The following is a 21191-nucleotide window of genomic DNA, read 5'->3' as shown; positions in this document are numbered from 1 at the left end:
ACGCATGCCGCAGACCAAACGCCCCATTCCCGAGATTTTGCCGCTAACGTCGGCCACTGTGCCGCGTCTCGCGGTGCGCCAACCGAGTGCGCACAAAGGGCTGTTCGGGCATGTATTAGTGATCGGCGGTGAGCACGGCTTCGGCGGTGCGGCGCTGCTCTGTGCCGAGAGCGCCTTGCGCGCGGGCAGTGGCCTGGTGTCTTTGGCGACTCGCGTCGCTCACGTGCCGCCCGCGCTGGCGCGGTTGCCGGAAGTCATGACGGTGGGGCTCGATTCCGCCAATCAGTTGATGACCCTGCTGGAACAGGCGTCCGTGCTGGTGGTCGGTCCCGGAATTGGCCAGGGCGCCTGGGGTCGAAGCCTGTTGAGTGCGGCGGCCAACGCGCCACGGCCGCAGGTCTGGGATGCCGATGCGCTCAACCTGTTGGCGGCAGGGCGTGTCTCACTGCCGGCTGACAGCGTAATGACGCCGCACCCGGGCGAAGCCGCCCGGTTACTGGGTATTTCCACGACGGCGGTCCAGGCGGATCGCCCGGCCGCTGCGCGCAGGCTGGCTGAAAAATATGCAACGGTTTGTGTTCTGAAGGGCGCAGGCAGTCTGATTGCGGGGCAGGATGGCCAGTTGGCGATTTGTAATCATGGGCATCCGGCCATGGCCACTGCCGGGCTGGGCGATGTGCTGGCCGGCCTGGTCGGCGCGTTGCGTGCCCAGGGACTGCCCGCCTACGAGGCGGCTTGTCTGGCGGTCTGGTTGCATGCCCGTGCCGGAGAGCGTCAGGGCGAGAAGGGGCGGGGCCTGGCGGCCAGCGACCTGATCGCCACCATTCGTCAGTTATTGGAGGAGCATTCACCGTGTCAGAAGTAACGCTGCAAGTGGCTGACGAAGCCGGGATGTTGGTGGTAGGTGCGCGTATTGCCGAGATTACCCAGGGTAAAGGGGTTATTTTCCTCGAGGGTGACCTGGGCGCGGGCAAAACGACCCTGTCACGCGGCATTATTCGTGGCCTCGGGCATGTCGGTGCTGTCAAGAGCCCGACGTTCACCCTGGTTGAACCGTACGAGATCGCTGATATCCGCGCCTTCCATTTCGACCTGTATCGACTGGTCGATCCGGAGGAGTTGGAGTACCTGGGCATTCGCGACTACTTCGAAGGCGATGCGCTGTGCCTGATCGAGTGGCCCCAGCGTGGTGCAGGCTTTTTGCCAAAGCCCGACCTGACCATTACCATTAGTCCGCATAACGGCGGACGTTCGCTGAACCTGTTGCCTCAGGGCCCGCGTGGCGAATCCTGGTGTAGCGCACTGGCTTTGGAATTCAAATAAATGATAGGGGTTATGCGCATGCGCGCGTGGGTTGCCGTCGTCGGGTTGTTGCTTGCGGCATTGGCCGTCGACGCGATTGCCGCTACGCAGGTTCGCAGTGTCCGCCTCTGGCGGGCGCCGGATAACACGCGACTGGTCTTCGACCTCTCGGGCACCGTGCAGCACAGTGTCTTTACCCTCACGGCCCCGGACCGGCTAGTGATCGATATCACTGGCGCCACACTGGCCGCCCCGCTCAATGTGCCGACCGCCAACACGCCGATCACCGCCGTACGTGCTGCCCAGCGCACGCCGACCGACCTGCGGGTGGTCATCGACCTGAAGAAAGCCGTTACGCCGAAAAGCTTTACCCTGGCGCCCAATGCGCAGTACGGCAACCGGCTCGTCGTCGACCTGTTCGACAACCCGGCGGATGCGGCGCCGGCGCCTGCCCCGGCGACCGTCGCGACGACACCTGCGGTGCCGGTCACGCCGACCGAGCCGGCAATCAAGTTGCCGCCGGCCCCTGCGGGCAAGCGCAATATCATCGTGGTCATCGATGCCGGTCACGGCGGGGAAGACCCGGGAGCCTCGGGTTCCCGAGGGCAGCACGAAAAAGACGTGGTGCTGGCGATTGCCAAGGAGCTGCAGCGTCAACTCAATGGGACCAAAGGGTTCCGGGCCGAACTGACGCGCACCGGCGACTACTTTATCCCGTTGCGTGGCCGCACCGAGATTGCCCGCAAGAAGGGCGCCGATCTCTTTGTCTCGATCCACGCCGATGCCGCCCCTTCGAAAGCTGCCTTCGGTGCCTCGGTATTCGCCCTCTCCGACCGGGGCGCGACTTCCGAGACCGCGCGCTGGCTGGCAGACAGTGAAAACCGTTCCGACCTGATCGGCGGTGCGGGTAATGTCAGCCTCGACGACAAGGACCGGATGCTGGCCGGCGTGCTGCTGGACCTGTCGATGACCGCATCGCTGACTTCCAGCCTGAATGTCGGGCAAAAGGTCCTGACCAACATTGGCCGAGTGACCCCGCTGCACAAGCAGCGCGTCGAGCAGGCCGGATTTATGGTGCTGAAGTCGCCGGATATTCCGTCGATCCTGGTGGAAACCGGGTTTATCTCCAATGCCAACGAAGCGTCCAAGCTCGCCTCGACCAGCCATCAGCAGGCGTTGGCCCGTTCGATCAGCAGCGGTGTACACCAGTTCTTCCAGCAGAATCCGCCGCCGGGCACCTACATCGCCTGGCTACGTGATTCGGGCAAGATTGCCCAGGGGGCCCGTGACCATACTGTGCGTCCGGGCGAAACACTGGCGATGCTTGCCGTGCGTTATCAAGTGTCGGCGGGCGCCCTGCGCAGTGCCAACAAGCTGAAGACGGATGAACTGAAGATCGGCCAGACCCTGAATATCCCGGCCACCGAACTGGCGGCCCAGCAATGACTGAAGCGTTGAACAGCGCCGCGCGTATCGAGCTGCTCAGCCCGCGGCTGGCGAACCAGATCGCCGCCGGTGAAGTGGTCGAGCGGCCGGCTTCGGTCATCAAGGAGCTGCTGGAAAACAGCCTGGACTCTGGCGCCCGGCGTATCGATGTCGATGTCGAACAGGCCGGGATCAAGCTGCTGCGGGTGCGCGACGATGGCAGCGGGATCTCCGCCGATGATCTGCCGTTGGCGCTGGCTCGCCATGCGACGAGCAAGATTCGCGACCTGGAAGACCTCGAACGGGTGATGAGCCTGGGGTTTCGTGGCGAGGCCCTGGCGTCGATCAGCTCCGTCGCGCGCCTGACCCTGACGTCGCGCACCCGCGGTGCCGAACAGGCCTGGCAGGTCGAGACCGAAGGCCGGGACATGGCCCCGCGGGTCCAGCCAGCGGCCCATCCGGTAGGCACCTCGGTGGAAGTGCGGGACCTGTTCTTCAATACCCCGGCACGGCGCAAGTTCCTCAAGGCCGAGAAGACCGAATTCGATCACCTGCAGGAAGTCATCAAGCGCCTTGCCTTGGCGCGCTTTGATGTGGCGTTCCATCTGCGCCATAACGGCAAGAGCATCCTCAACCTGCATGAGGCCCACGACGACACGGCGCGTGCGCGACGGGTCGCGGCGGTCTGCGGGGCGGGCTTTTTGGAGCAGGCGCTGCCGATTGAGGTCGAGCGCAATGGCTTGCATCTATGGGGTTGGGTCGGGTTGCCGACGTTCTCGCGCAGCCAGGCGGACTTGCAGTATTTCTACGTCAACGGCCGCGCTGTGCGCGACAAGCTAGTGGCTCACGCCGTGCGCCAGGCCTACCGTGACGTGCTGTTCAATGGTCGACACCCGACCTTCGTGCTGTTTTTCGAGGTCGACCCTGCGGTGGTCGACGTCAACGTTCACCCGACCAAGCACGAAGTGCGTTTCCGTGATGGGCGCATGGTCCATGACTTCCTGTACGGCACCCTGCATCGGGCGCTGGGGGATGTGCGTCCGGAGGACCAACTGGCTGCGCCGGCGGCGGTCGCCGGCATGGTTCGGCCGACCGGGCTGGAGGCGGGAGAGTTCGGTCCCCAGGGCGAAATGCGCCTGGCCGCACAGTTGCTCGAACAGCCGCAGGCCCAGCCGGACCTGACGGCTGCGGGTTCGGGGGGCGGGGCGGGCTTTCAGTATCAATATCGCCCCCAGCCGAGCCAGGTGTTACCGGCGGCAGAAGCGCGCAGTGCCTACAGCGAATTTTTTGCACCCTTGCCGCAGGCGGATGCGCCTGGCCTGCCGGACAGCCAGGGCGATATTCCGCCCCTGGGCTACGCGCTGGCGCAGCTCAAGGGCATCTATATCCTCGCCGAAAACGCCCAGGGGCTGGTGCTGGTGGATATGCATGCCGCCCATGAACGGATCATGTACGAGCGGCTCAAGATCGCCATGGCCAGCGAAGGCTTGAGCGGCCAGCCGCTGCTGGTGCCGGAGTCGTTGGCGGTCAGTCAGCGCGAGGCCGATTGTGCCGAAGAGCACGTGGGCTGGTTTCAGCGGCTGGGGTTCGAGTTGCAGCGCCTGGGTCCGGAGACCCTGGCGATCCGGCAGATTCCGGCCTTGCTCAAGCAGGCGGAGGCCAACCGGTTGGTCCAGGATGTGCTGGCGGACTTGATGGAGTACGGCACCAGTGACCGGATCCAGGCCCATCTCAATGAGCTCCTGGGGACCATGGCCTGCCACGGCGCGATCCGCGCCAACCGGCGCCTGGCCTTGCCGGAAATGAACGGCCTGTTGCGCGATATGGAAAACACCGAGCGCAGCGGCCAATGTAACCATGGCCGACCGACCTGGACCCAACTGGGCCTGGACGATCTGGACAAACTATTCTTGCGCGGTCGCTGATGTCGAACCCTGTAGCCTTACCTCCGGCGATCTTCCTGATGGGGCCGACTGCCGCCGGCAAGACCGACCTTGCCATCGAACTGACCAAGGTGCTGCCCTGCGAGTTGATCAGTGTCGACTCGGCGCTGGTCTATCGCGGCATGGATATCGGTACTGCCAAGCCGTCGAAACAGGTGTTGGCCGAGTTCCCGCATCGACTGATCGATATTATCGACCCGGCAGAAAGCTATTCGGCCGCGCAGTTTCGCACCGACGCCTTGGCGGCCATGGCCGAGATTACCGCGCGGGGCAATATCCCTCTGCTGGTGGGCGGCACGATGCTGTACTACAAGGCCCTGCAGGAGGGGCTGGCAGAGATGCCGGCCGCGGATCCAGAGGTGCGCCAGGCCCTTGAAGAAGAGGCGCAGCGCCTTGGCTGGCCGGCCTTGCATGAGCAACTGGCGGCGGTCGATCCGGAGTCGGCGGCGCGTATTCATCCCAACGATCCCCAGCGGCTGATACGGGCGCTGGAGGTCTACCGCGTCAGCGGCCTGAGCATGACGGCCCACCGCGAGCGACAATCTGCGCAAAGTACTGACGCAGCCGCTTCTGGACGCGCGCAATTGCCCTATACTGTCGCAAACTTGGCCATCGCTCCGGCGAACCGTCAGGTACTGCACGACCGTATTGCGCAAAGATTTACGCAAATGTTGGAACAGGGATTCGTTGACGAGGTCGTAGCATTGCGCTCTAGAAGTGACCTGCATGCCGGGTTGCCGTCTATACGTGCTGTGGGTTATCGACAAGTCTGGGATCACCTGGATGGCAAGCTGACGTCAGCCGAGATGCAGGAGCGGGGCATTATTGCCACGCGCCAATTGGCGAAACGCCAGTTCACCTGGTTGCGCAGTTGGGCCGACCTGCACTGGTTGGACAGCCTTGATTGCGACAATCTGCCACGCGCCTTGAAATACTTGGGTGCGGTCTCCATATTGAGCTGAGTCTTTGCAATTGCCGTCTATCCTTGGGGGTGTGACGGCAAAAGCCATTTGTTTTCTAATTTTTTAATATTGATCCTTAAAGGAGTGCGGCACATGTCAAAAGGGCATTCGCTACAAGACCCTTACTTGAATACATTGCGTAAAGAGAAGGTCGGGGTTTCCATCTACTTGGTCAATGGGATCAAGCTGCAAGGTACTATCGAGTCTTTCGACCAGTTCGTTATTCTCCTGAAAAACACCGTAAGCCAGATGGTTTACAAGCACGCTATCTCTACCGTGGTACCGGTTCGTCCAATTCGCCTGCCTAGCGCAACCGAGTCCGAACAGGGCGACGCTGAGCCAGGTAACGCCTGATAGGAGTCTGCTTTGTTCTTTGAGCGCCACGGTGGTGGTGAGCGGGCTATCCTCGTTCACTTGGATGGTCAGGACCCTGAGGCGCGCGAAGATCCGCAGGAGTTTCAGGAATTGGCAGTATCGGCTGGCGCCGAGACCGCTGCGTTTTTTAACGTGCCGCGTCATCGGCCAACCGCCAAGTATCTGATTGGCACTGGCAAGGTCGAAGAGCTACGCGACCTGGTCAAGGCCGAACAGGTCGACATCGTTATCTTCAATCACATCCTCACGCCCAGTCAGGAACGTAACCTCGAACGTGTTTTCGAGTGTCGCGTGCTGGACCGTACCGGGCTGATTCTCGATATCTTCGCGCAACGCGCGCGTACCCATGAGGGCAAGCTCCAGGTCGAACTGGCCCAGCTTGAGCACATGAGTACCCGCTTGGTACGCGGCTGGACCCACCTTGAGCGGCAGAAGGGCGGGATTGGCTTGCGTGGTCCGGGTGAAACCCAACTGGAAACCGACCGTCGCCTGCTTCGGGTTCGCCTGCGGCAGATCAAGGCGCGCCTGGAGAAAGTGCGTAGCCAGCGCGAGCAGTCACGGCGGGGGCGCAAGCGGGCCGATATCCCGACGGTTTCGTTGGTGGGTTATACCAACGCCGGCAAGTCGACGCTGTTCAATGCGGTGACCGAGTCCGATGTCTACGCGGCCGACCAGTTGTTCGCCACGCTCGACCCGACCTTGCGCCGACTTGATCTGGACGACCTGGGGCCGATAGTCCTGGCCGATACCGTAGGGTTTATTCGGCATTTGCCGCACAAGCTGGTTGAGGCTTTTCGGGCTACGCTCGAAGAATCGAGCAATTCCGACCTGCTGCTGCATGTGATCGATGCCCACGAGCCGGAGCGCATGGCCCAGATCGAACAGGTCATGGTGGTGCTGGGCGAGATTGGTGCACAGGACTTGCCGATACTCGAGGTCTATAACAAACTCGATTTGCTCGAAGGGGTCGAGCCGCAGATCCAGCGCGATGCCGATGGCAAGCCGCAGCGGGTCTGGCTTTCGGCGCGAGATGGGCAAGGCCTGGAGTTGTTGAAGCAAGCGATTGCTGAATTGCTTGGTAATGATTTGTTCGTCGGCACCTTGCGCTTGCCCCAGCGTTTTGCTCGACTGCGTGCTCAGTTCTTCGAGTTGGGCGCAGTACAGAAAGAAGAGCATGACGATGAAGGGCTCAGCCTGCTGGCTGTTCGCTTGCCCAGGGCCGAGCTGAATCGCCTGGTCACCCGCGAAGGGATGCAGCCGACGGAATTTATCGAACAACACATTTTGCAATAAAGGCCTGAGAAAGCGGTTGTGCCGCTGTGGCAGGCATTCTGTAGCATTGGTCGGCGCGCCGTGGGGTGCGTCTTTGCTTTATCAGATGGAGAGCGCTATGGCTTGGAATGAGCCGGGTGGCAACTCGAATAATCAGGATCCTTGGGGTGGTAAGCGCCGAAACAATGGCGACCGCAAGGGGCCGCCGGATATCGACGAGGCCTTCCGTAAGCTACAGGAAAGCCTGAATGGGTTGTTCGGTGGTGGGAAAAAACGAAATGACGATGGCGGTGGGACAGGCAAGGGCGGTGCTTTTGGCCTGCTCGGCATTGCTCTCGTCGTGCTGGCGGCTGTCTGGCTGTACAGCGCGGTCTACGTGGTGGACGAGCAGGAGCAGGCCGTCGTGCTGCGCTTCGGCAAGTACTACGAAACGGTAGGGCCGGGCCTGAATATCTATTTCCCGCCAATCGATCGCAAGTACCAGGAAAATGTCACGCGTGAGCGTGCCTATACCAAGCAGGGCCAGATGCTGACCGAAGACGAGAATATCGTCGAAGTGCCACTGACCGTGCAGTACAAGATCTCCAACCTGCAGGACTTCGTGCTCAACGTCGACCAGCCGGAAATCAGTCTGCAACACGCAACCGACAGTGCCTTGCGCCATGTGGTGGGCTCCACCGCCATGGATCAGGTGCTGACCGAAGGGCGTGAGCTGATGGCCAGCGAGATCAAGGAGCGCCTGCAGCGTTTCCTCGACACTTACCGCACCGGTATCACCGTTACCCAGGTCAACGTGCAGAGCGCCGCGGCGCCGCGTGAAGTCCAGGAAGCGTTCGATGACGTGATTCGTGCCCGTGAAGACGAGCAGCGTGCCCGCAACCAGGCAGAAAGCTACGCCAATGGCGTTATTCCTGAAGCCCGTGGTCAGGCCCAGCGGATCATCGAGGATGCCAATGGCTATCGCGATGAAGTGGTTTCCCGTGCCAAGGGTGAAGCAGACCGCTTCAGCAAGCTGGTGGCCGAGTATCGCAAGGCCCCCGAGGTGACTCGTCAGCGTCTGTACCTGGACACGATGCAGGAAGTGTTCAGCAACACCAGTAAGGTCCTGGTGACTGGTAACAAAAACGGCCAGAGCAATCTGCTCTACCTGCCGTTGGATAAAATGATCCAGAACAGCTCCGGCAGCAGTGCTCCGGTGACTGGTGCGGCAGCTGCTGGTAACAACAATGATGTCAGCTCGCGTGTCGCCCCGGATATCCAGCCAACGCGCACTAGGGAGACTCGCTGATGAGCAATAAATCGCTGATCGCCCTTATTGTTGCCGTTGTCGTGGCCGTGGCTGCGTGGAACTGCTTCTACATCGTTTCCCAGACCGAACGCGCGGTATTGCTGCAGTTTGGTCGTGTGGTCCAGGCTGATGTCCAGCCAGGCCTGCATGTGAAAGTGCCCTACGTTAACCAGGTGCGTAAGTTCGACGCGCGCCTGATGACGCTGGATGCACCGACACAGCGGTTCCTGACGCTGGAAAAGAAAGCCGTAATGGTCGATGCCTACGCCAAGTGGCGGGTCAAGGATGCGGAGCGCTTCTACACGGCGACTTCGGGTCTGAAGCAGATTGCTGATGAGCGTCTGTCCCGTCGTCTGGAGTCGGGTCTGCGTGACCAGTTCGGTAAGCGCACCCTGCACGAAGTGGTTTCCGGTGAGCGTGATGCCTTGATGGCTGATATCACTGCTTCGTTGAATCGCATGGCCGAAAAAGAGCTGGGCATCGAAGTCGTCGATGTTCGGGTCAAGGCTATCGACCTGCCGAAGGAAGTGAACCGCAGCGTCTTCGAGCGGATGAGCACCGAGCGTGAGCGTGAGGCTCGCGAGCACCGCGCCAAGGGTAACGAACTGGCGGAAGGCATTCGTGCCGACGCCGATCGTCAGCGCCGCGTTCTACTGGCCGAGGCTTATCGCCAGTCCGAGGAAGCGCGTGGTGACGGTGATGCCCAAGCCGCCGCGATCTACTCCAAGGCTTATGGCCAGGACCAGGAGTTTTACGGGTTCTACCGTAGTCTGCGGGCTTATCGCGAGAGTTTCGCGAACAAGAGCGACGTACTGGTGCTGGACCCAAGCAGTGACTTCTTCCGTTACCTGGAAAAGTCCAAGCCTTGATTGCGCATTGAAGGCAGCACTCCGTCGGGCAGCTAAAATGCCTGGCGGGGTGATCCTTTAAGAAAACGGGTGTATGATGCGGCAGCCGGGAAATTCCCGGCTTTTTTGCGTCTGCATGTTTGATTGCATGACGTCGAGTTGATTGACTCGACAGGTTTCTCGAGGAAAGTGGTTGGCGAAGCCTTCAGGCTGTTCGCCACGTCGCTCTTGCGCGTGATGTAACCATTTTCTGCTTCACTCAAGGCTCGCCTGTGGGCTGGCCGCCCGGATCATAGGGGAATGGCGTAATGGCAACGGTAGACCGCTGGCTCTTGCCAGATGGCATCGAAGAAGTACTGCCACCGGAAGCGGCGCGTATTGAAGTGGCGCGTCGTCAGGTGTTGGATCTGTTCCAGAGCTGGGGCTATGAGTTTGTCGTCACCCCGCATATCGAGTACCTGGAATCGCTGCTGACCGGTGCCGGTCAGGATCTCGATCTGCGTACCTTCAAGGTGATCGACCCGCAGTCGGGTCGGCAAATGGGCTTTCGTGCCGATATCACGCCGCAGGTGGCGCGTATCGATGCGCACACCCTGCGTCGCGAAGGCCCTAGCCGTCTGTGCTACGCCGGCAGTGTGCTGCATGCCCAGCCGCGTGCCTTGTCGTCCTCGCGCAGCCCGATCCAGTTGGGCGCCGAGTTGTATGGCGATGCCAGCCCGAGCAGCGATGTCGAAGTCATCAGTCTGATGCTGGCCATGCTGCAACTGGCCGATGTGCCGGATGTGCACATGGACCTTGGGCATGTCGGCATTTATCGGGGCCTGGCCCGTGCTGCCGGCTTGTCCGGCGAGGTCGAGCAGCAGCTGTTCGACGCGCTGCAGCGCAAGGCCATCGATGAAGTGATTGCCTTGACCGAAGGTCTGCCGGCCAATCTGGCGGCCATGTTGCGTGCACTGGTCGACCTGTGTGGCGGTCGGGAAGTGCTGGCAGCGGCGCGTGATCGCCTGGCGGGTGCTCCGGCACCGGTACTGGCGGCACTGGACGACTTGCTGGCCATTGCCGAGCGGCTGTCGGTGCGGTTCCCGGATTTGCCGTTGTATTTCGATCTGGGCGAGTTGCGCGGTTACCACTACCACACGGGTGTCGTGTTCGCCGTGTTTGTCCCGGGCGTAGGGCAGTCCATTGCCCAGGGTGGTCGTTATGACGACATTGGCGCCGATTTTGGTCGTGCCCGGCCGGCGACCGGTTTTTCCACCGATTTGAAAACCCTGGTGACCCTGGGGCGTGCTGAAGTCGAGCTACCGTCTGGCGGTATCTGGATGCCTGACAGCACTGACGCGGCTCTCTGGCAGCAGGTCTGCCAGTTGCGCAGTGAGGGTCAGCGTGTCGTCCAGGCCTTGCCCGGACAACCTTTGGCCGCCGCCCGTGAAGCGGACTGCGACCGGCAATTGATTCAGCAGAACGGGCTGTGGCAAGTGTTGCCGCTGGCTTCTTGAGTTTTCCTGCCGGCGGCTGCCGGCACCAAGTTTGCGCGAATGAGGACAAGTGTTATGGGTAAGAATGTCGTAGTCCTGGGCACCCAATGGGGTGATGAGGGCAAAGGCAAGATCGTTGATCTGCTGACCGAACATGCTGCCGCCGTAGTGCGCTACCAAGGTGGCCACAATGCTGGCCACACGCTGGTGATCGATGGCGAGAAAACCGTCTTGCACCTGATCCCTTCGGGCGTACTGCGCGAAGGCGTGCAGTGCCTGATCGGCAACGGTGTGGTCGTGGCGCCTGACGCCCTGCTGCGCGAGATCATCAAGCTGGAAGAGAAAGGCGTACCGGTGCGCGAGCGCCTGCGTATCAGCCCATCCTGCCCGCTGATCCTGTCCTATCACGTTGCCCTGGACCAGGCGCGCGAAAAAGCCCGTGGCGAGCAGAAGATCGGTACTACCGGTCGTGGCATTGGCCCGGCTTACGAAGACAAGGTAGCCCGTCGTGGCCTGCGTATCGGCGACCTGTTCCACCGCGAGCGTTTTGCCGCGAAGCTGGGTGAGCTGTTGGACTACCACAACTTTGTCCTGGTCAATTACTACAAAGAACCGGCCATCGACTTCCAGAAAACACTCGACGAGTGCATGGAATACGCCGAGCTGCTGCGTCCGATGATGCTCGACGTCACCGCTGAGCTGCACGCGCTGCGCCGCGCCGACAAGGACATCATGTTCGAAGGTGCCCAGGGTTCGCTGCTGGATATCGACCACGGTACCTATCCGTTCGTCACCAGCTCCAACACCACTGCTGGCGGTATTGCCACGGGTTCGGGCTTCGGTCCGATGTACCTGGACTACATCCTTGGTATCACCAAGGCCTACACCACTCGCGTCGGTTCGGGTCCATTCCCTACCGAGCTGTTCGATGATGTGGGTGCTTTCTTGGCCAAGCGCGGCCACGAGTTCGGTGCCACCACTGGCCGTGCCCGTCGTTGCGGCTGGTTCGATGCCGTCATCCTGCGTCGTGCTATCGACGTCAACAGCATCTCGGGCCTTTGCCTGACCAAGCTGGACGTGCTGGATGGCCTTGAGACCATCAATATCTGCGTGGGCTACAAGAATCAGGACGGTGCTGTGATCGACGCGCCGACCGACGCCGACAGCTACATCGGCCTGGAGCCGGTGTACGAGCAAATGCCGGGCTGGAGCGAATCGACCCTGGGCGCCAAGACCCTGGAAGAGCTGCCAGCGGCTGCTCGCGCGTACATCAAGCGTGTCGAGGAGTTGGTCGGTGCGCCGATCGATATCATCTCGACCGGTCCGGACCGCAACGAAACCATCGTGCTGCGCCATCCGTTCGCCTGATAAGCGGTTGATGTAACTGATAAAGGGCCTCATTCGAGGCCCTTTGTCGTTTCTGCCGGTTGTACGGCACGGCCCTTGCTGTGATTATCCCTTCTGGAGTGCCATCAATTTAATGGCGTCAAAGTAGAGGGATTTTCTGTGTCGGCCGTTCTCTCACTGTTACAAAGTCGTCTATTGCGCCCGGTGTTCGTTACCCTGGGTATCGCTCTTTTGGTGCAAGTGTTGGTGGCGGTTGCCCTGACGCGGAGCACGGTGACCGCCCTGGAGACAGATTTGGGCGAGCGCATGGGAGTCGATAGCCAGAAGCTGTCCGCAGAGCTGGAGCGGGCGGCGCAGGAGGTGACATCGAGTCTCGACAGCCTTTCCGCCAGCACCCGTCAGCGTTTGACAGCCGGCTTATCGTCCCGCCTGGAAGAGGAGCAGGCGCAACTGCGGGTGGCGCTGGAGAAGAACCTCAAGGACTCGGCCAACGATATGGCGCAATTGCTTGCCTCGGTGGCGCCCCGTGCCATGTGGGATGGGGATGTGCCCACGCTGTCGGAATTTGCCCGACGTGCCCAGCGTAATCCGAACGTGCTCTTTGTGGTGTACGACGATGCCACGGGGCAGCACCTGACCCGCTATCTCAATCGCGACAATCCGATCAACCGTGCGCTCTTGGAAAAGGGGCAGGGCGAGCGAGCGCTGGATAAAGTATTGAGCGCCGCGAAGGACGATCCCTCGGTTTACTATCTGGAGGCGTCCATCAATCCCAATGGCGTGGAAATCGGCAAGGTGTTGATGGGGGTCTCCACGGCTTCGGTCGACGCCGACCTGAAGGCGCTGGACCAGCGTTTCTCCGCGCTGATCGACAGCAGCGACCAGTTGGTGGGTGACAGCCTGAAAGGCGCTGCGGCCGATAGTTCGACCGCCATGCGCACGCGCCTGCAGTCGGCACAGACGACTGCCGGGGAAATGAAGGCCAATACCGCGAGCACGGTTCAAGATGCTGCTGCGACCCTGCGCTGGCGGATTGGGGTCGGCTTGGCGGTGGTCGGTTTTGGGGTTCTGCTCCTGCTGGCGGTGGTGCTGGGGCGGCGTGTCGTCAGCAAGCTGCATCTGCTGATCGCGGCGCTGAACGACCTGGCAGCGGGCGATGGTGACCTGACCAAGCGCGTGCAGCTCACCAGCCGCGATGAGATCGGTGATATGGCGGCGGCGGTCAACCGATTTGTCGACAAGCTTCAGCCGATCGTGCGTGAGGCCGGTGATGTCGCCCAGCGTACCGGGCTCGAGATCGGTGCGATGAGCTTGCGCAACGCTGGTGCGGATGCGGCCGCGCAATCCCAGCGTGACGAAGTTGCGCAAAGCCTGCAGGCGTTGTCGCAAATGGCCGATGCCGCGCAGTCGGAAAGCCAGGCCATGCAGGATGCCCTGCGTCAGGTAGTGGACATTCGCCAGGCAACCGAAGAAAACACCCGCACCTCCGCTCAGGTTGGCAGCTTGATCGAAGCGCTGGCCGGGCAGGTCGAGACGGGCGCGCAGGTCATCGAGCGGCTGGCGCAGCAGAGCGAGCAGATCGAGGTGGTGCTGGAGGTGATCCATGGCATTGCCGAGCAGACCAACCTGTTGGCGTTGAACGCCGCAATCGAAGCGGCCCGGGCAGGTGAAATGGGGCGTGGCTTCGCCGTGGTTGCCGATGAGGTGCGGGCGTTGGCGAGCAAGACCCAGAGCTCGACCGGGGATATCCAGGCGCATATCGGCGCGTTGCAGCAGGGCGCGCGGGAGGCGGTTGCCGCGATCGGACTGGCAGGGCGTCAGGCCTGCGAAGGTTTGTCGGTACTGCGCGGTAGCGTGCGTTTGCAGCAGACGGTGCAGGCCTCGGTGGAGCAGGTGCATGCGGCGATTGGCCTGGCGACCCAGGCGGCCGCCCATCAAGCCGAAGGGGCGGACGCGGTGCGCGGGCGGGTCGAGATCATTCATGCCCAGGCCGAGCGTGCGGCTCAGGCCGTGGTTGAAACCACGGCGAGTGGCAAGGTGCTCGACAGTCTGGCGGCGCAGCTCAAGGCCAGTCTGGGGCAGTTCCGGGCCTAGCGCAGGTGCTCCCGGGATGCTCTGTGAGTATCCCGGGGCGGTTGATCAGCGGCTTAGGTACATCCGCGTGGTCAGCAGGTACACCGGCAGGCCGGACACCAGGATCAGCAGCGCCGCATAGGGCGCTGCTGCGGCGAACTCCACATTGGCTGTGTGGGCCCAGACTTCGGTTGCCAGGGTGTTGAGCCCGGTCGGGCTCAGCAGCAGTGTCGCTGTCAGCTCCTTCATCGCATCGAGAAAGACCAGGGCAAAGGCCGCGCCCAGTGCGGGGAAGATAATCGGCAGGGTCACCCGGCAGAATGCGCTGAATGACGAGGCGCCCAGGGTGCGCGCGGCCTCTTCGAGTTGCGGTGCGGCCTTGTTCAGTGCGGTGCGGATCGGGGCCTGGGCCAGAGGCAGGAACAGCAGCGCATAGGCCAGTAGCAGCAAGGCGCTGGTCTGATACAGCACGGGCACGTAATGCAGGGCGAAATACACCAGCGTCAGTGCAATCACCAGCCCGGGCAGGGCGTGCAGTAGATAGGGCAGACGCTCCGCCCAGATTGCCAGATGCCCTTTGTAGCGCACCACCAGCAAACCGACCGGTATCGCCAGCAGCAGGCAGAGCGCGGCGCCACCCAGGGACAGGGCGAGGGAGGAAAGCAGCGCTTCACTAATGGCCGCGATCGGGAAGGCGGCGGATGAACCGACCATTAGCCAATAGGCCAGCATGCCTAGCGGAATGCCGCTGCCGACAATGGCCAGGCTCAGGCAATACAGCTGCCCGAGAGGGGCGAGCTTGCCCAGGTGGACCTGTTCGGCGTGCCTGGCTGCACCCTGGCCAATGCGGATATGCCGCGCCTTGCCGCGCACGCGCAACTCCAGGGTCAGCAGTATCAGGCACAGGGCCAGCAGCACGGCGGAAAGCATGGCGGCATTGGCATTGCTGAACTCCAGCTCGAATTGCTGGTAGATCGCGGTGGTGAAGGTCTGCAGGCCGATAATCGACAGCGCGCCAAACTCCACCAGCATATGCAGGGCAATCAGCAGTGCGCCGCCCAGCAGCGAGGGCCAGAGCAGTGGCAGGGTGATTTTGAAGAACACCCCCAGGCGTGTTTCGCCCAGGGTGCGGGCCGACTCTTCCAGGGCCGGATCGAGGTTGCGCAGGGTGGCGGCCACGGGCAGGAAAATCAGTGGGTACTTGGACAGCGTCATGACCAGGATCGCCCCGCCCAATCCTTCGAAGCTGGCGCTCAGGGAGACCCAGGTAAAGCTGCTGACAAACGCCGGCACTGCAAAGGGCAGGCACAGCACGACGCCCCACAGGCGGCGTCCCGGCAGGTCGCTGCGCTCCAGCAGCCAGGCCAGGGACAGGCCGATCAGCATGCAAGCGAGGGTCACACCCACCATCAGCAGCAGAGTGTTACGCAATAGGCCGAACACATACGGGCGCCACAGCAGGTGGACGGCCTCTGCCCAGCCGGCCTGCCAGGCTTTCAGGCCGACATACAGCAGGGGCAGCAGGCTGAGCGCGACCAGCAGCAGGACCGGCAGCAGGAGCCAGGCCGACGGTCGCTTGCGACGAGGCGAGAAGCCGGCGTGCTGCAGACGCACGGCACTCATCAGTTCAGGCCAACTTCACGTTCCAGCTCCAGGGCTTCTTCGGCATTGCCGAGGTCGGCAGGCGTTACTTTCGGTGCTTGCAGTTCGCTAAAGGGCTTGAGGCCGCGGTCCGATTCCAGGCCCTTGCGCAGGGGGTACTCGGCGGTGGTCTGGGTAATGACCCGCTGGCCTTCTTCGCTGACCATGTAGGCGAGCAACTGTTGGGCTTCCTTGGGGTGCTTGCTGGACTTGAGCACGGCGGCGCTGGAGACGGTGATCAGCCCGCCGACATCGCCCCCGGTGAAGTAGTGCAGCTTGGAGTCGAGCTGGCCTTTTTCCCGTTGCAGGGCGAACCAGTAGTAGTTGTTGACTAGGACGGTGGCAATCTCGCCGTTTTCCACGGCTTTCAGGGCGACCATATTGTTGCTGTAGGTTTTGCCGAAGGCGCGCAGGCCGGTCAGCCATTCTTCAGCGGCCTCGCGGCCGTGAACCTTGATGATGGCTACGGCTTGTTCCTGGAATGCACCGCTGGTCGGAACAAAACCGACCTTGCCTTGCCATTGCGGTTCGGCGAATTCGAGCACCGATTGGGGCAGGTCTTTTTCGTCGATCAGCTTTGGATTGAAGGCCACCACCCGAACGCGCGCCGTGATGCCGATCCAGGTTTCATTGCTGGCGACGTAATCCTTGGGCAGCACTTGCAGGATCGCAGCGTCGGTCTTGGCCAGCAGACCCAGCTCGCCAAGGTTGTTCAGGGGCGGTGACTCCTCGGTGTAGATCACGTCGGCAGGCGAGCGGTCGCCTTCCTCGATGACCTGGCTGGCCAACTGATTGCTGCTGCCCTTGCGAACATTGACGTGGATGCCGGTCTTGGCTTCGAACGCCTTGGCGATGGCATCGCCTACCTCCTTGTGCTGGCCGTTGTAGAGGGTCAGCGCTACGCGATCCTCGGCCTGAGCGAGTGGGATGAAGGTCAAGCCGAGCAGAGTGAAGGACAGGGCGTGCAGAAGGGATGTCTTGAGACGGGTATCGCGGAGCATCATTCGCAGGGTTCCTCACGTAGCGGCAACAAAACTTGTAACAATTATAAACGATATGCTTTCGCATGTGGGTCTTGCACATGGAAGGAATTGTTGATAGCTGGCAAGTGCTGGCTTGGGAGGAGAGGGCTCCGGTTTTTTCAATGCCCGGAAACGCAAAAACCCGCTTTCGCGGGTTTCTGTGAGGTTTCAAGGTTGTGTCTGAAACATAACCTTGAAACTTTGAATTGGTGCCCAGAAGAAGACTCGAACTTCCACGACCTTGCGGTCACCAGCACCTGAAGCTGGCGTGTCTACCAATTTCACCATCTGGGCATCTCGAAAGCGGCTACGCTGTCGATGGAGCGCACTATACGGAGCGCGATTTGATCTGTAAACCCCTGTTTTGGTTTTAATAAATCAAATACTTAGAATGCAAAAACCCGCTTTCGCGGGTTCTTGTTGAGCCTGGACCTTGTATCATCCTTGCTCGAAATTGGTGCCCAGAAGAAGACTCGAACTTCCACGACCTTGCGGTCACCAGCACCTGAAGCTGGCGTGTCTACCAATTTCACCATCTGGGCAGCATCGATAACGGCTACGTCGTCGATGGCGCGCACTATACGGATGACCTTTTGACCTGTAAAGCCCAGTTGTCGAAAATATCCGGAAAATCTTTCCAATGGTTGGCGCGGTGGTTTTTTGTGCAGGCTGGAAGGGGTTTGAGGGGCCCAATCACCCCGAAATTTCCCGTTTCAATACGCGTATGCCAAACTAACCCGCATATAGACAAGGTGAAAACTCTCTAATGGCCGATTGGCAATCCCTCGATCCCGAGGCCGCTCGTGAAGCGGAAAAATACGAAAACCCCATTCCTAGCCGCGAGCTGATCCTGGCGCATCTGTCCGATCGTGGTTCGCCGGCGAGTCGCGAGCAGCTGGTGGAAGAGTTCGGTCTGACTACGGAAGACCAACTGGAGGCCCTGCGCCGCCGCCTTCGCGCCATGGAGCGCGATGCTCAACTGATTTACACCCGCCGTGGCACTTATGCGCCGGTGGACAAGTTGGACCTGATCCTCGGTCGTATCAGCGGACATCGCGACGGCTTCGGGTTTCTGATCCCCGATGACGGCAGTGACGATCTGTTTATGAGCCCGGCGCAAATGCGCCTGGTCTTCGATGGCGACCGTGCGCTGGCCCGGGTTTCCGGTCTGGACCGTCGCGGGCGTCGTGAAGGCGTGATCGTCGAAGTCGTTTCCCGTGCGCACGAAACCATTGTTGGCCGCTACTTCGAAGAAGGCGGTATCGGCTTTGTGGTTGCCGACAATCCGAAGATCCAGCAGGAAGTGCTGGTCACGCCCGGGCGTAACGCCAATGCGAAGGTCGGCCAGTTCGTCGAAGTGAAGATTACCCACTGGCCAACGCCGCGCTTCCAGCCGCAAGGCGATGTGATTGAAGTGGTCGGCAACTACATGGCGCCAGGCATGGAAATCGATGTCGCGCTGCGTACCTACGACATTCCCCATGTCTGGCCCGAAGCCGTGCTCAAGGAAGCCGCCAAGCTCAAGCCGGAAGTGGAAGAGAAGGACAAAGAGAAGCGCATCGACCTGCGTGACCTGCCTTTCGTCACAATCGACGGCGAAGATGCCCGTGACTTCGACGATGCGGTCTATTGCGAAGCCAAGCCCGGCAAACTGCGCCTGTTCTCCGGTGGCTGGAAGTTGTACGTGGCCATCGCCGACGTTTCCAGCTATGTGAAGATCGGTTCGGCGCTCGATGCTGAGTCCCAGGTCCGTGGCAACTCGGTGTATTTCCCCGAGCGCGTGATCCCGATGCTGCCCGAGCAACTGTCCAACGGCCTGTGCTCGCTGAACCCGAAAGTCGATCGTCTGGCCATGGTGTGCGAGATGACCATCTCCAAGACTGGCGAGATGACCGACTATCAGTTCTACGAAGCGGTCATCCACTCCAAGGCGCGCCTGACCTACAACAAGGTCAGCACCATGCTGGAGCACCCGAAGACCAGCGAAGCCAAGCAGTTGCGTGGCGAATACGCCGACGTCGTTCCGCACCTCAAGCAGTTGTACTCGCTGTACAAGGTCCTGCTGGGCGCGCGGCACACTCGGGGGGCCATTGACTTCGAAACCCAGGAAACGCGGATTATCTTCGGTTCCGGGCGCAAGATTGCGGAGATTCGCCCAACGACCCGCAACGATGCGCACAAAATGATCGAGGAATGCATGCTGGCCGCCAACGTGGCGACTGCCGAGTTCCTGCAAAAGCACGAGATTCCGGCACTGTACCGGGTTCACGATGGCCCGCCGCCGGAGCGCCTGGAGAAGCTGCGCGCCTTCCTCGGTGAGCTCGGTCTGTCCTTGCACAAAGGCAAGGACGGCCCGTCGCCGAAGGACTACCAGGCTCTGCTGGCAAGCATCAAGGATCGTCCGGATTTCCATCTGATCCAGACCGTTATGCTGCGTTCCCTGAGCCAGGCGGTGTACAGCGCGGATAACCAGGGGCACTTCGGCCTGAACTATGAAGCGTACACGCACTTCACCTCGCCGATTCGCCGCTACCCGGACCTGTTGACGCATCGCGCGATTCGCAGCGTTATCCATTCCAAGCAGAACACCCCGCACGTCAAGCGCGCGGGTGCGATGAGCATTCCCAAGGCGCGGATTTATCCGTACGACGAGGCGACGCTCGAGCAATTGGGCGAGCAGTGCTCCCTGAGTGAGCGCCGTGCCGACGAAGCCACGCGCGACGTGGTGAACTGGCTCAAGTGCGAATACATGAAGGATCGCGTGGGTGAGTCGTTCCCGGGTGTGATCACCGCGGTGACGGGTTTTGGCCTGTTCGTCGAGCTGACCGATATCTATGTTGAGGGCCTGGTCCATGTGACGGCCCTGCCGGGTGACTACTACCACTTCGATCCTGTGCATCACCGCCTGGCGGGTGAGCGTACCGGGCGCAGTTTCCGCCTGGGCGACACGGTGGAGGTGCGGGTCATGCGCGTGGATCTCGATGAGCGCAAGATCGACTTCGAAATGTCGGAGAAGACCATCAGCGCGCCGATCGGTCGCAAGAAGCGTGGTGCCGATGCACCTGCTGCGACGGAAAAGGCCGCCGAGCCGGCGAAGGCTGGGCGTCGTCCTGCCGTTGAAAAGAAATCCAGCAACGATGCCTATCGCCCAAGCGATGCCGCGGCGAAAAATGCTGAAGTGCGCAAAAGCCGCGAAATGAAGCAGGCGCTGCTGGCCGAGGCGAAAGCCGGTGGCAAGCCGAAGGCGGATGGTCGCTCCGGCAAAGCCGCGCCGGCCAAGGCCGAGAAGCCGAGCAAGCATCGTAAAGGGCCGCCCAAGGCGGGCGGTGCAGCACGTAAACCTAAGGCCAAGTCATGAGTCAGCTGGAAAAAATCTACGGCGTGCATGCCGTGGAAGCGCTTTTGCGCCATCACCCAAAACGCGTCAAGCAGATCTGGCTGGCCGAAGGGCGTAACGATCCTCGGGTCCAGGTCCTGGTTGAGCTGGCAAACCAGAATCGTGTGTCGGTCGGCCAGGCCGAGCGCCGCGAGATGGATGCCTGGGTTGAAGGCGTGCACCAGGGCGTAGTGGCTGACGTCAGCCCGAGCCAGGTCTGGGGCGAGGCGATGCTCGACGAGTTGCTCGATCGTACCGAAGGTGCGCCGCTGATCCTGGTGCTGGACGGGGTAACTGACCCACACAACCTCGGCGCCTGCCTGCGTACAGCCGATGCGGCGGGTGCGCTGGCGGTCCTGGTGCCCAAGGACAAGTCGGCTACGTTGACACCTACCGTGCGTAAAGTCGCTTGCGGCGCCGCGGAGGTGATTCCATTGGTGGCCGTGACCAACCTGGCGCGGACCCTGGAAAAGCTCCAGCAGCGTGGGCTCTGGGTCGTCGGCACGGCTGGCGAGGCCGAGCAGGAGCTGTACCAGCAGGACCTGACCGGGCCGACCATCCTGATCATGGGCGCCGAAGGCAAGGGCATGCGTCGCCTGACCCGTGAGCACTGCGACTATCTGGTGCGCTTGCCGATGGCCGGTAGCGTCAGCAGTCTCAACGTTTCGGTTGCGACGGGCGTTTGCCTGTTCGAAGCCATGCGCCAGCGCAGTGTCAAGGCGAGCGCTGCACGCAAGTAGGCGTTGGTTGCCCGCTAAAGGCGGGGGAGTGACGGGCTGTGAATCTTGCAGCTTGTCACTTGCAGCTTGCAGCTTATCCCCACCTTCCCTACACTTGCGCCC

General features: G+C 61.5%; 16 protein-coding genes and 2 tRNA genes. 14 read left to right on the top strand and 4 right to left on the bottom strand.

All coding sequences use genetic code 11. From position 1 onward, the window contains the following. The first annotated feature begins 4 nt into the window (after positions 1-4). The 12 genes from NPS46_RS12090 (at position 5) to NPS46_RS12035 (ending at position 14331) form a co-directional block, all read left to right on the top strand. The gene (locus NPS46_RS12090; protein WP_274107392.1) at positions 5-865 is read left to right on the top strand and encodes an NAD(P)H-hydrate dehydratase; all 861 of its coding nucleotides are present in this window, start codon (positions 5-7) and stop codon (positions 863-865) included. Further along, on the top strand, positions 853-1323 hold the full coding sequence (tsaE, locus tag NPS46_RS12085; protein WP_274107390.1) for a tRNA (adenosine(37)-N6)-threonylcarbamoyltransferase complex ATPase subunit type 1 TsaE: 471 nt from the start codon (positions 853-855) through the stop codon (positions 1321-1323). The genes NPS46_RS12090 and tsaE overlap by 13 nt, the downstream gene beginning before the upstream one ends. Before the next feature lie 12 nt (positions 1324-1335). Beyond that, positions 1336-2748, top strand: a complete 1413-nt coding sequence (locus NPS46_RS12080) for an N-acetylmuramoyl-L-alanine amidase (protein WP_274107388.1) — start codon at positions 1336-1338, stop codon at positions 2746-2748. 8 nt (positions 2749-2756) lie between these two features. Then, positions 2757-4652, top strand: coding sequence for a DNA mismatch repair endonuclease MutL (gene mutL / locus NPS46_RS12075; RefSeq protein WP_274108062.1), 1896 nt, complete (start codon positions 2757-2759; stop codon positions 4650-4652). Beyond that, complete coding sequence (miaA, locus tag NPS46_RS12070; protein ID WP_274107386.1) at positions 4652-5632, top strand: tRNA (adenosine(37)-N6)-dimethylallyltransferase MiaA; 981 nt, start codon at positions 4652-4654, stop codon at positions 5630-5632. The genes mutL and miaA overlap by 1 nt, the downstream gene beginning before the upstream one ends. Positions 5633-5725: 93 nt before the next feature. Next, complete coding sequence (gene hfq / locus NPS46_RS12065) at positions 5726-5986, top strand: RNA chaperone Hfq (RefSeq protein ID WP_010221594.1); 261 nt, start codon at positions 5726-5728, stop codon at positions 5984-5986. Positions 5987-5998: 12 nt separating this feature from the next. Beyond that, on the top strand, positions 5999-7300 hold the full coding sequence (gene hflX / locus NPS46_RS12060) for a ribosome rescue GTPase HflX (protein WP_274107384.1): 1302 nt from the start codon (positions 5999-6001) through the stop codon (positions 7298-7300). Between the two features lie 97 nt (positions 7301-7397). After that, positions 7398-8567, top strand: a complete 1170-nt coding sequence (hflK, locus tag NPS46_RS12055; protein ID WP_274107382.1) for an FtsH protease activity modulator HflK — start codon at positions 7398-7400, stop codon at positions 8565-8567. Then, the gene (hflC, locus tag NPS46_RS12050) at positions 8567-9436 is read left to right on the top strand and encodes a protease modulator HflC (protein WP_274107380.1); all 870 of its coding nucleotides are present in this window, start codon (positions 8567-8569) and stop codon (positions 9434-9436) included. The genes hflK and hflC overlap by 1 nt, the downstream gene beginning before the upstream one ends. 287 nt (positions 9437-9723) lie before the next feature. Then, positions 9724-10911 carry an ATP phosphoribosyltransferase regulatory subunit gene (locus tag NPS46_RS12045; protein WP_274107378.1) on the top strand — a complete coding sequence of 396 codons (1188 nt, stop codon included), beginning with the start codon at positions 9724-9726 and terminating at the stop codon, positions 10909-10911. A 54-nt stretch (positions 10912-10965) separates the two neighbouring features. Further along, on the top strand, positions 10966-12258 hold the full coding sequence (locus NPS46_RS12040; RefSeq protein ID WP_274107377.1) for an adenylosuccinate synthase: 1293 nt from the start codon (positions 10966-10968) through the stop codon (positions 12256-12258). A 138-nt stretch (positions 12259-12396) separates the two neighbouring features. After that, positions 12397-14331, top strand: a complete 1935-nt coding sequence (locus tag NPS46_RS12035) for a methyl-accepting chemotaxis protein (protein WP_274107375.1) — start codon at positions 12397-12399, stop codon at positions 14329-14331. Positions 14332-14376: 45 nt separating this feature from the next. On the opposite strand, the gene NPS46_RS12030 is transcribed toward NPS46_RS12035, so the two are convergent. The 4 genes from NPS46_RS12030 to NPS46_RS12015 all read right to left on the bottom strand — a co-directional run bounded on the left by NPS46_RS12030 (position 14377) and on the right by NPS46_RS12015 (position 17515). Then, the gene (locus NPS46_RS12030) at positions 14377-15933 is read right to left on the bottom strand and encodes an ABC transporter permease (RefSeq protein WP_274107373.1); all 1557 of its coding nucleotides are present in this window, start codon (positions 15931-15933) and stop codon (positions 14377-14379) included. Next, entirely contained in the window at positions 15933-16955 is a 1023-nt protein-coding gene (locus NPS46_RS12025; RefSeq protein ID WP_274107371.1) for an extracellular solute-binding protein, read from the bottom strand. The genes NPS46_RS12030 and NPS46_RS12025 overlap by 1 nt, the downstream gene beginning before the upstream one ends. 225 nt (positions 16956-17180) lie before the next feature. Then, positions 17181-17267: transfer RNA gene (locus NPS46_RS12020), tRNA-Leu, on the bottom strand. A 161-nt stretch (positions 17268-17428) separates the two neighbouring features. After that, positions 17429-17515, bottom strand: a tRNA-Leu gene (locus NPS46_RS12015). A 224-nt stretch (positions 17516-17739) separates the two neighbouring features. Here NPS46_RS12015 and rnr point away from each other — a divergent pair. Beyond that, a complete protein-coding gene (rnr, locus tag NPS46_RS12010; RefSeq protein ID WP_274107369.1) occupies positions 17740-20331 on the top strand; it encodes a ribonuclease R in 2592 nt (863 codons plus the stop codon). Beyond that, positions 20328-21089, top strand: coding sequence for a 23S rRNA (guanosine(2251)-2'-O)-methyltransferase RlmB (gene rlmB, locus NPS46_RS12005; protein ID WP_274107367.1), 762 nt, complete (start codon positions 20328-20330; stop codon positions 21087-21089). Before rnr ends, rlmB begins: the two co-directional genes overlap by 4 nt. Positions 21090-21191 lie beyond the last annotated feature (102 nt).

The organism is Pseudomonas putida (genome assembly GCF_028682395.1).
GTDB classification, from domain to species: domain Bacteria; phylum Pseudomonadota; class Gammaproteobacteria; order Pseudomonadales; family Pseudomonadaceae; genus Aquipseudomonas; species Aquipseudomonas putida_AB.
Note: the sequence above shows the minus strand (reverse complement) of the source record. Positions and strands in the feature narration are given on the sequence as shown.

Excerpts from the sequence above, each read along its gene's own strand:
- NPS46_RS12090 (WP_274107392.1), top strand. The coding sequence starts at position 5 with ATGCCGCAGACCAAACGCCCCATTCCCGAGATTTTGCCGCTAACGTCG.
- NPS46_RS12080 (WP_274107388.1), top strand. The coding sequence starts at position 1,336 with ATGCGCATGCGCGCGTGGGTTGCCGTCGTCGGGTTGTTGCTTGCGGCA.
- miaA (WP_274107386.1), top strand. The coding sequence starts at position 4,652 with ATGTCGAACCCTGTAGCCTTACCTCCGGCGATCTTCCTGATGGGGCCG.
- hfq (WP_010221594.1), top strand. The coding sequence starts at position 5,726 with ATGTCAAAAGGGCATTCGCTACAAGACCCTTACTTGAATACATTGCGT.
- hflK (WP_274107382.1), top strand. The coding sequence starts at position 7,398 with ATGGCTTGGAATGAGCCGGGTGGCAACTCGAATAATCAGGATCCTTGG.
- hflC (WP_274107380.1), top strand. The coding sequence starts at position 8,567 with ATGAGCAATAAATCGCTGATCGCCCTTATTGTTGCCGTTGTCGTGGCC.
- NPS46_RS12045 (WP_274107378.1), top strand. The coding sequence starts at position 9,724 with ATGGCAACGGTAGACCGCTGGCTCTTGCCAGATGGCATCGAAGAAGTA.
- NPS46_RS12040 (WP_274107377.1), top strand. The coding sequence starts at position 10,966 with ATGGGTAAGAATGTCGTAGTCCTGGGCACCCAATGGGGTGATGAGGGC.
- NPS46_RS12030 (WP_274107373.1), bottom strand. The coding sequence starts at position 15,933 with ATGAGTGCCGTGCGTCTGCAGCACGCCGGCTTCTCGCCTCGTCGCAAG.
- NPS46_RS12025 (WP_274107371.1), bottom strand. The coding sequence starts at position 16,955 with ATGATGCTCCGCGATACCCGTCTCAAGACATCCCTTCTGCACGCCCTG.
- rnr (WP_274107369.1), top strand. The coding sequence starts at position 17,740 with ATGGCCGATTGGCAATCCCTCGATCCCGAGGCCGCTCGTGAAGCGGAA.
- rlmB (WP_274107367.1), top strand. The coding sequence starts at position 20,328 with ATGAGTCAGCTGGAAAAAATCTACGGCGTGCATGCCGTGGAAGCGCTT.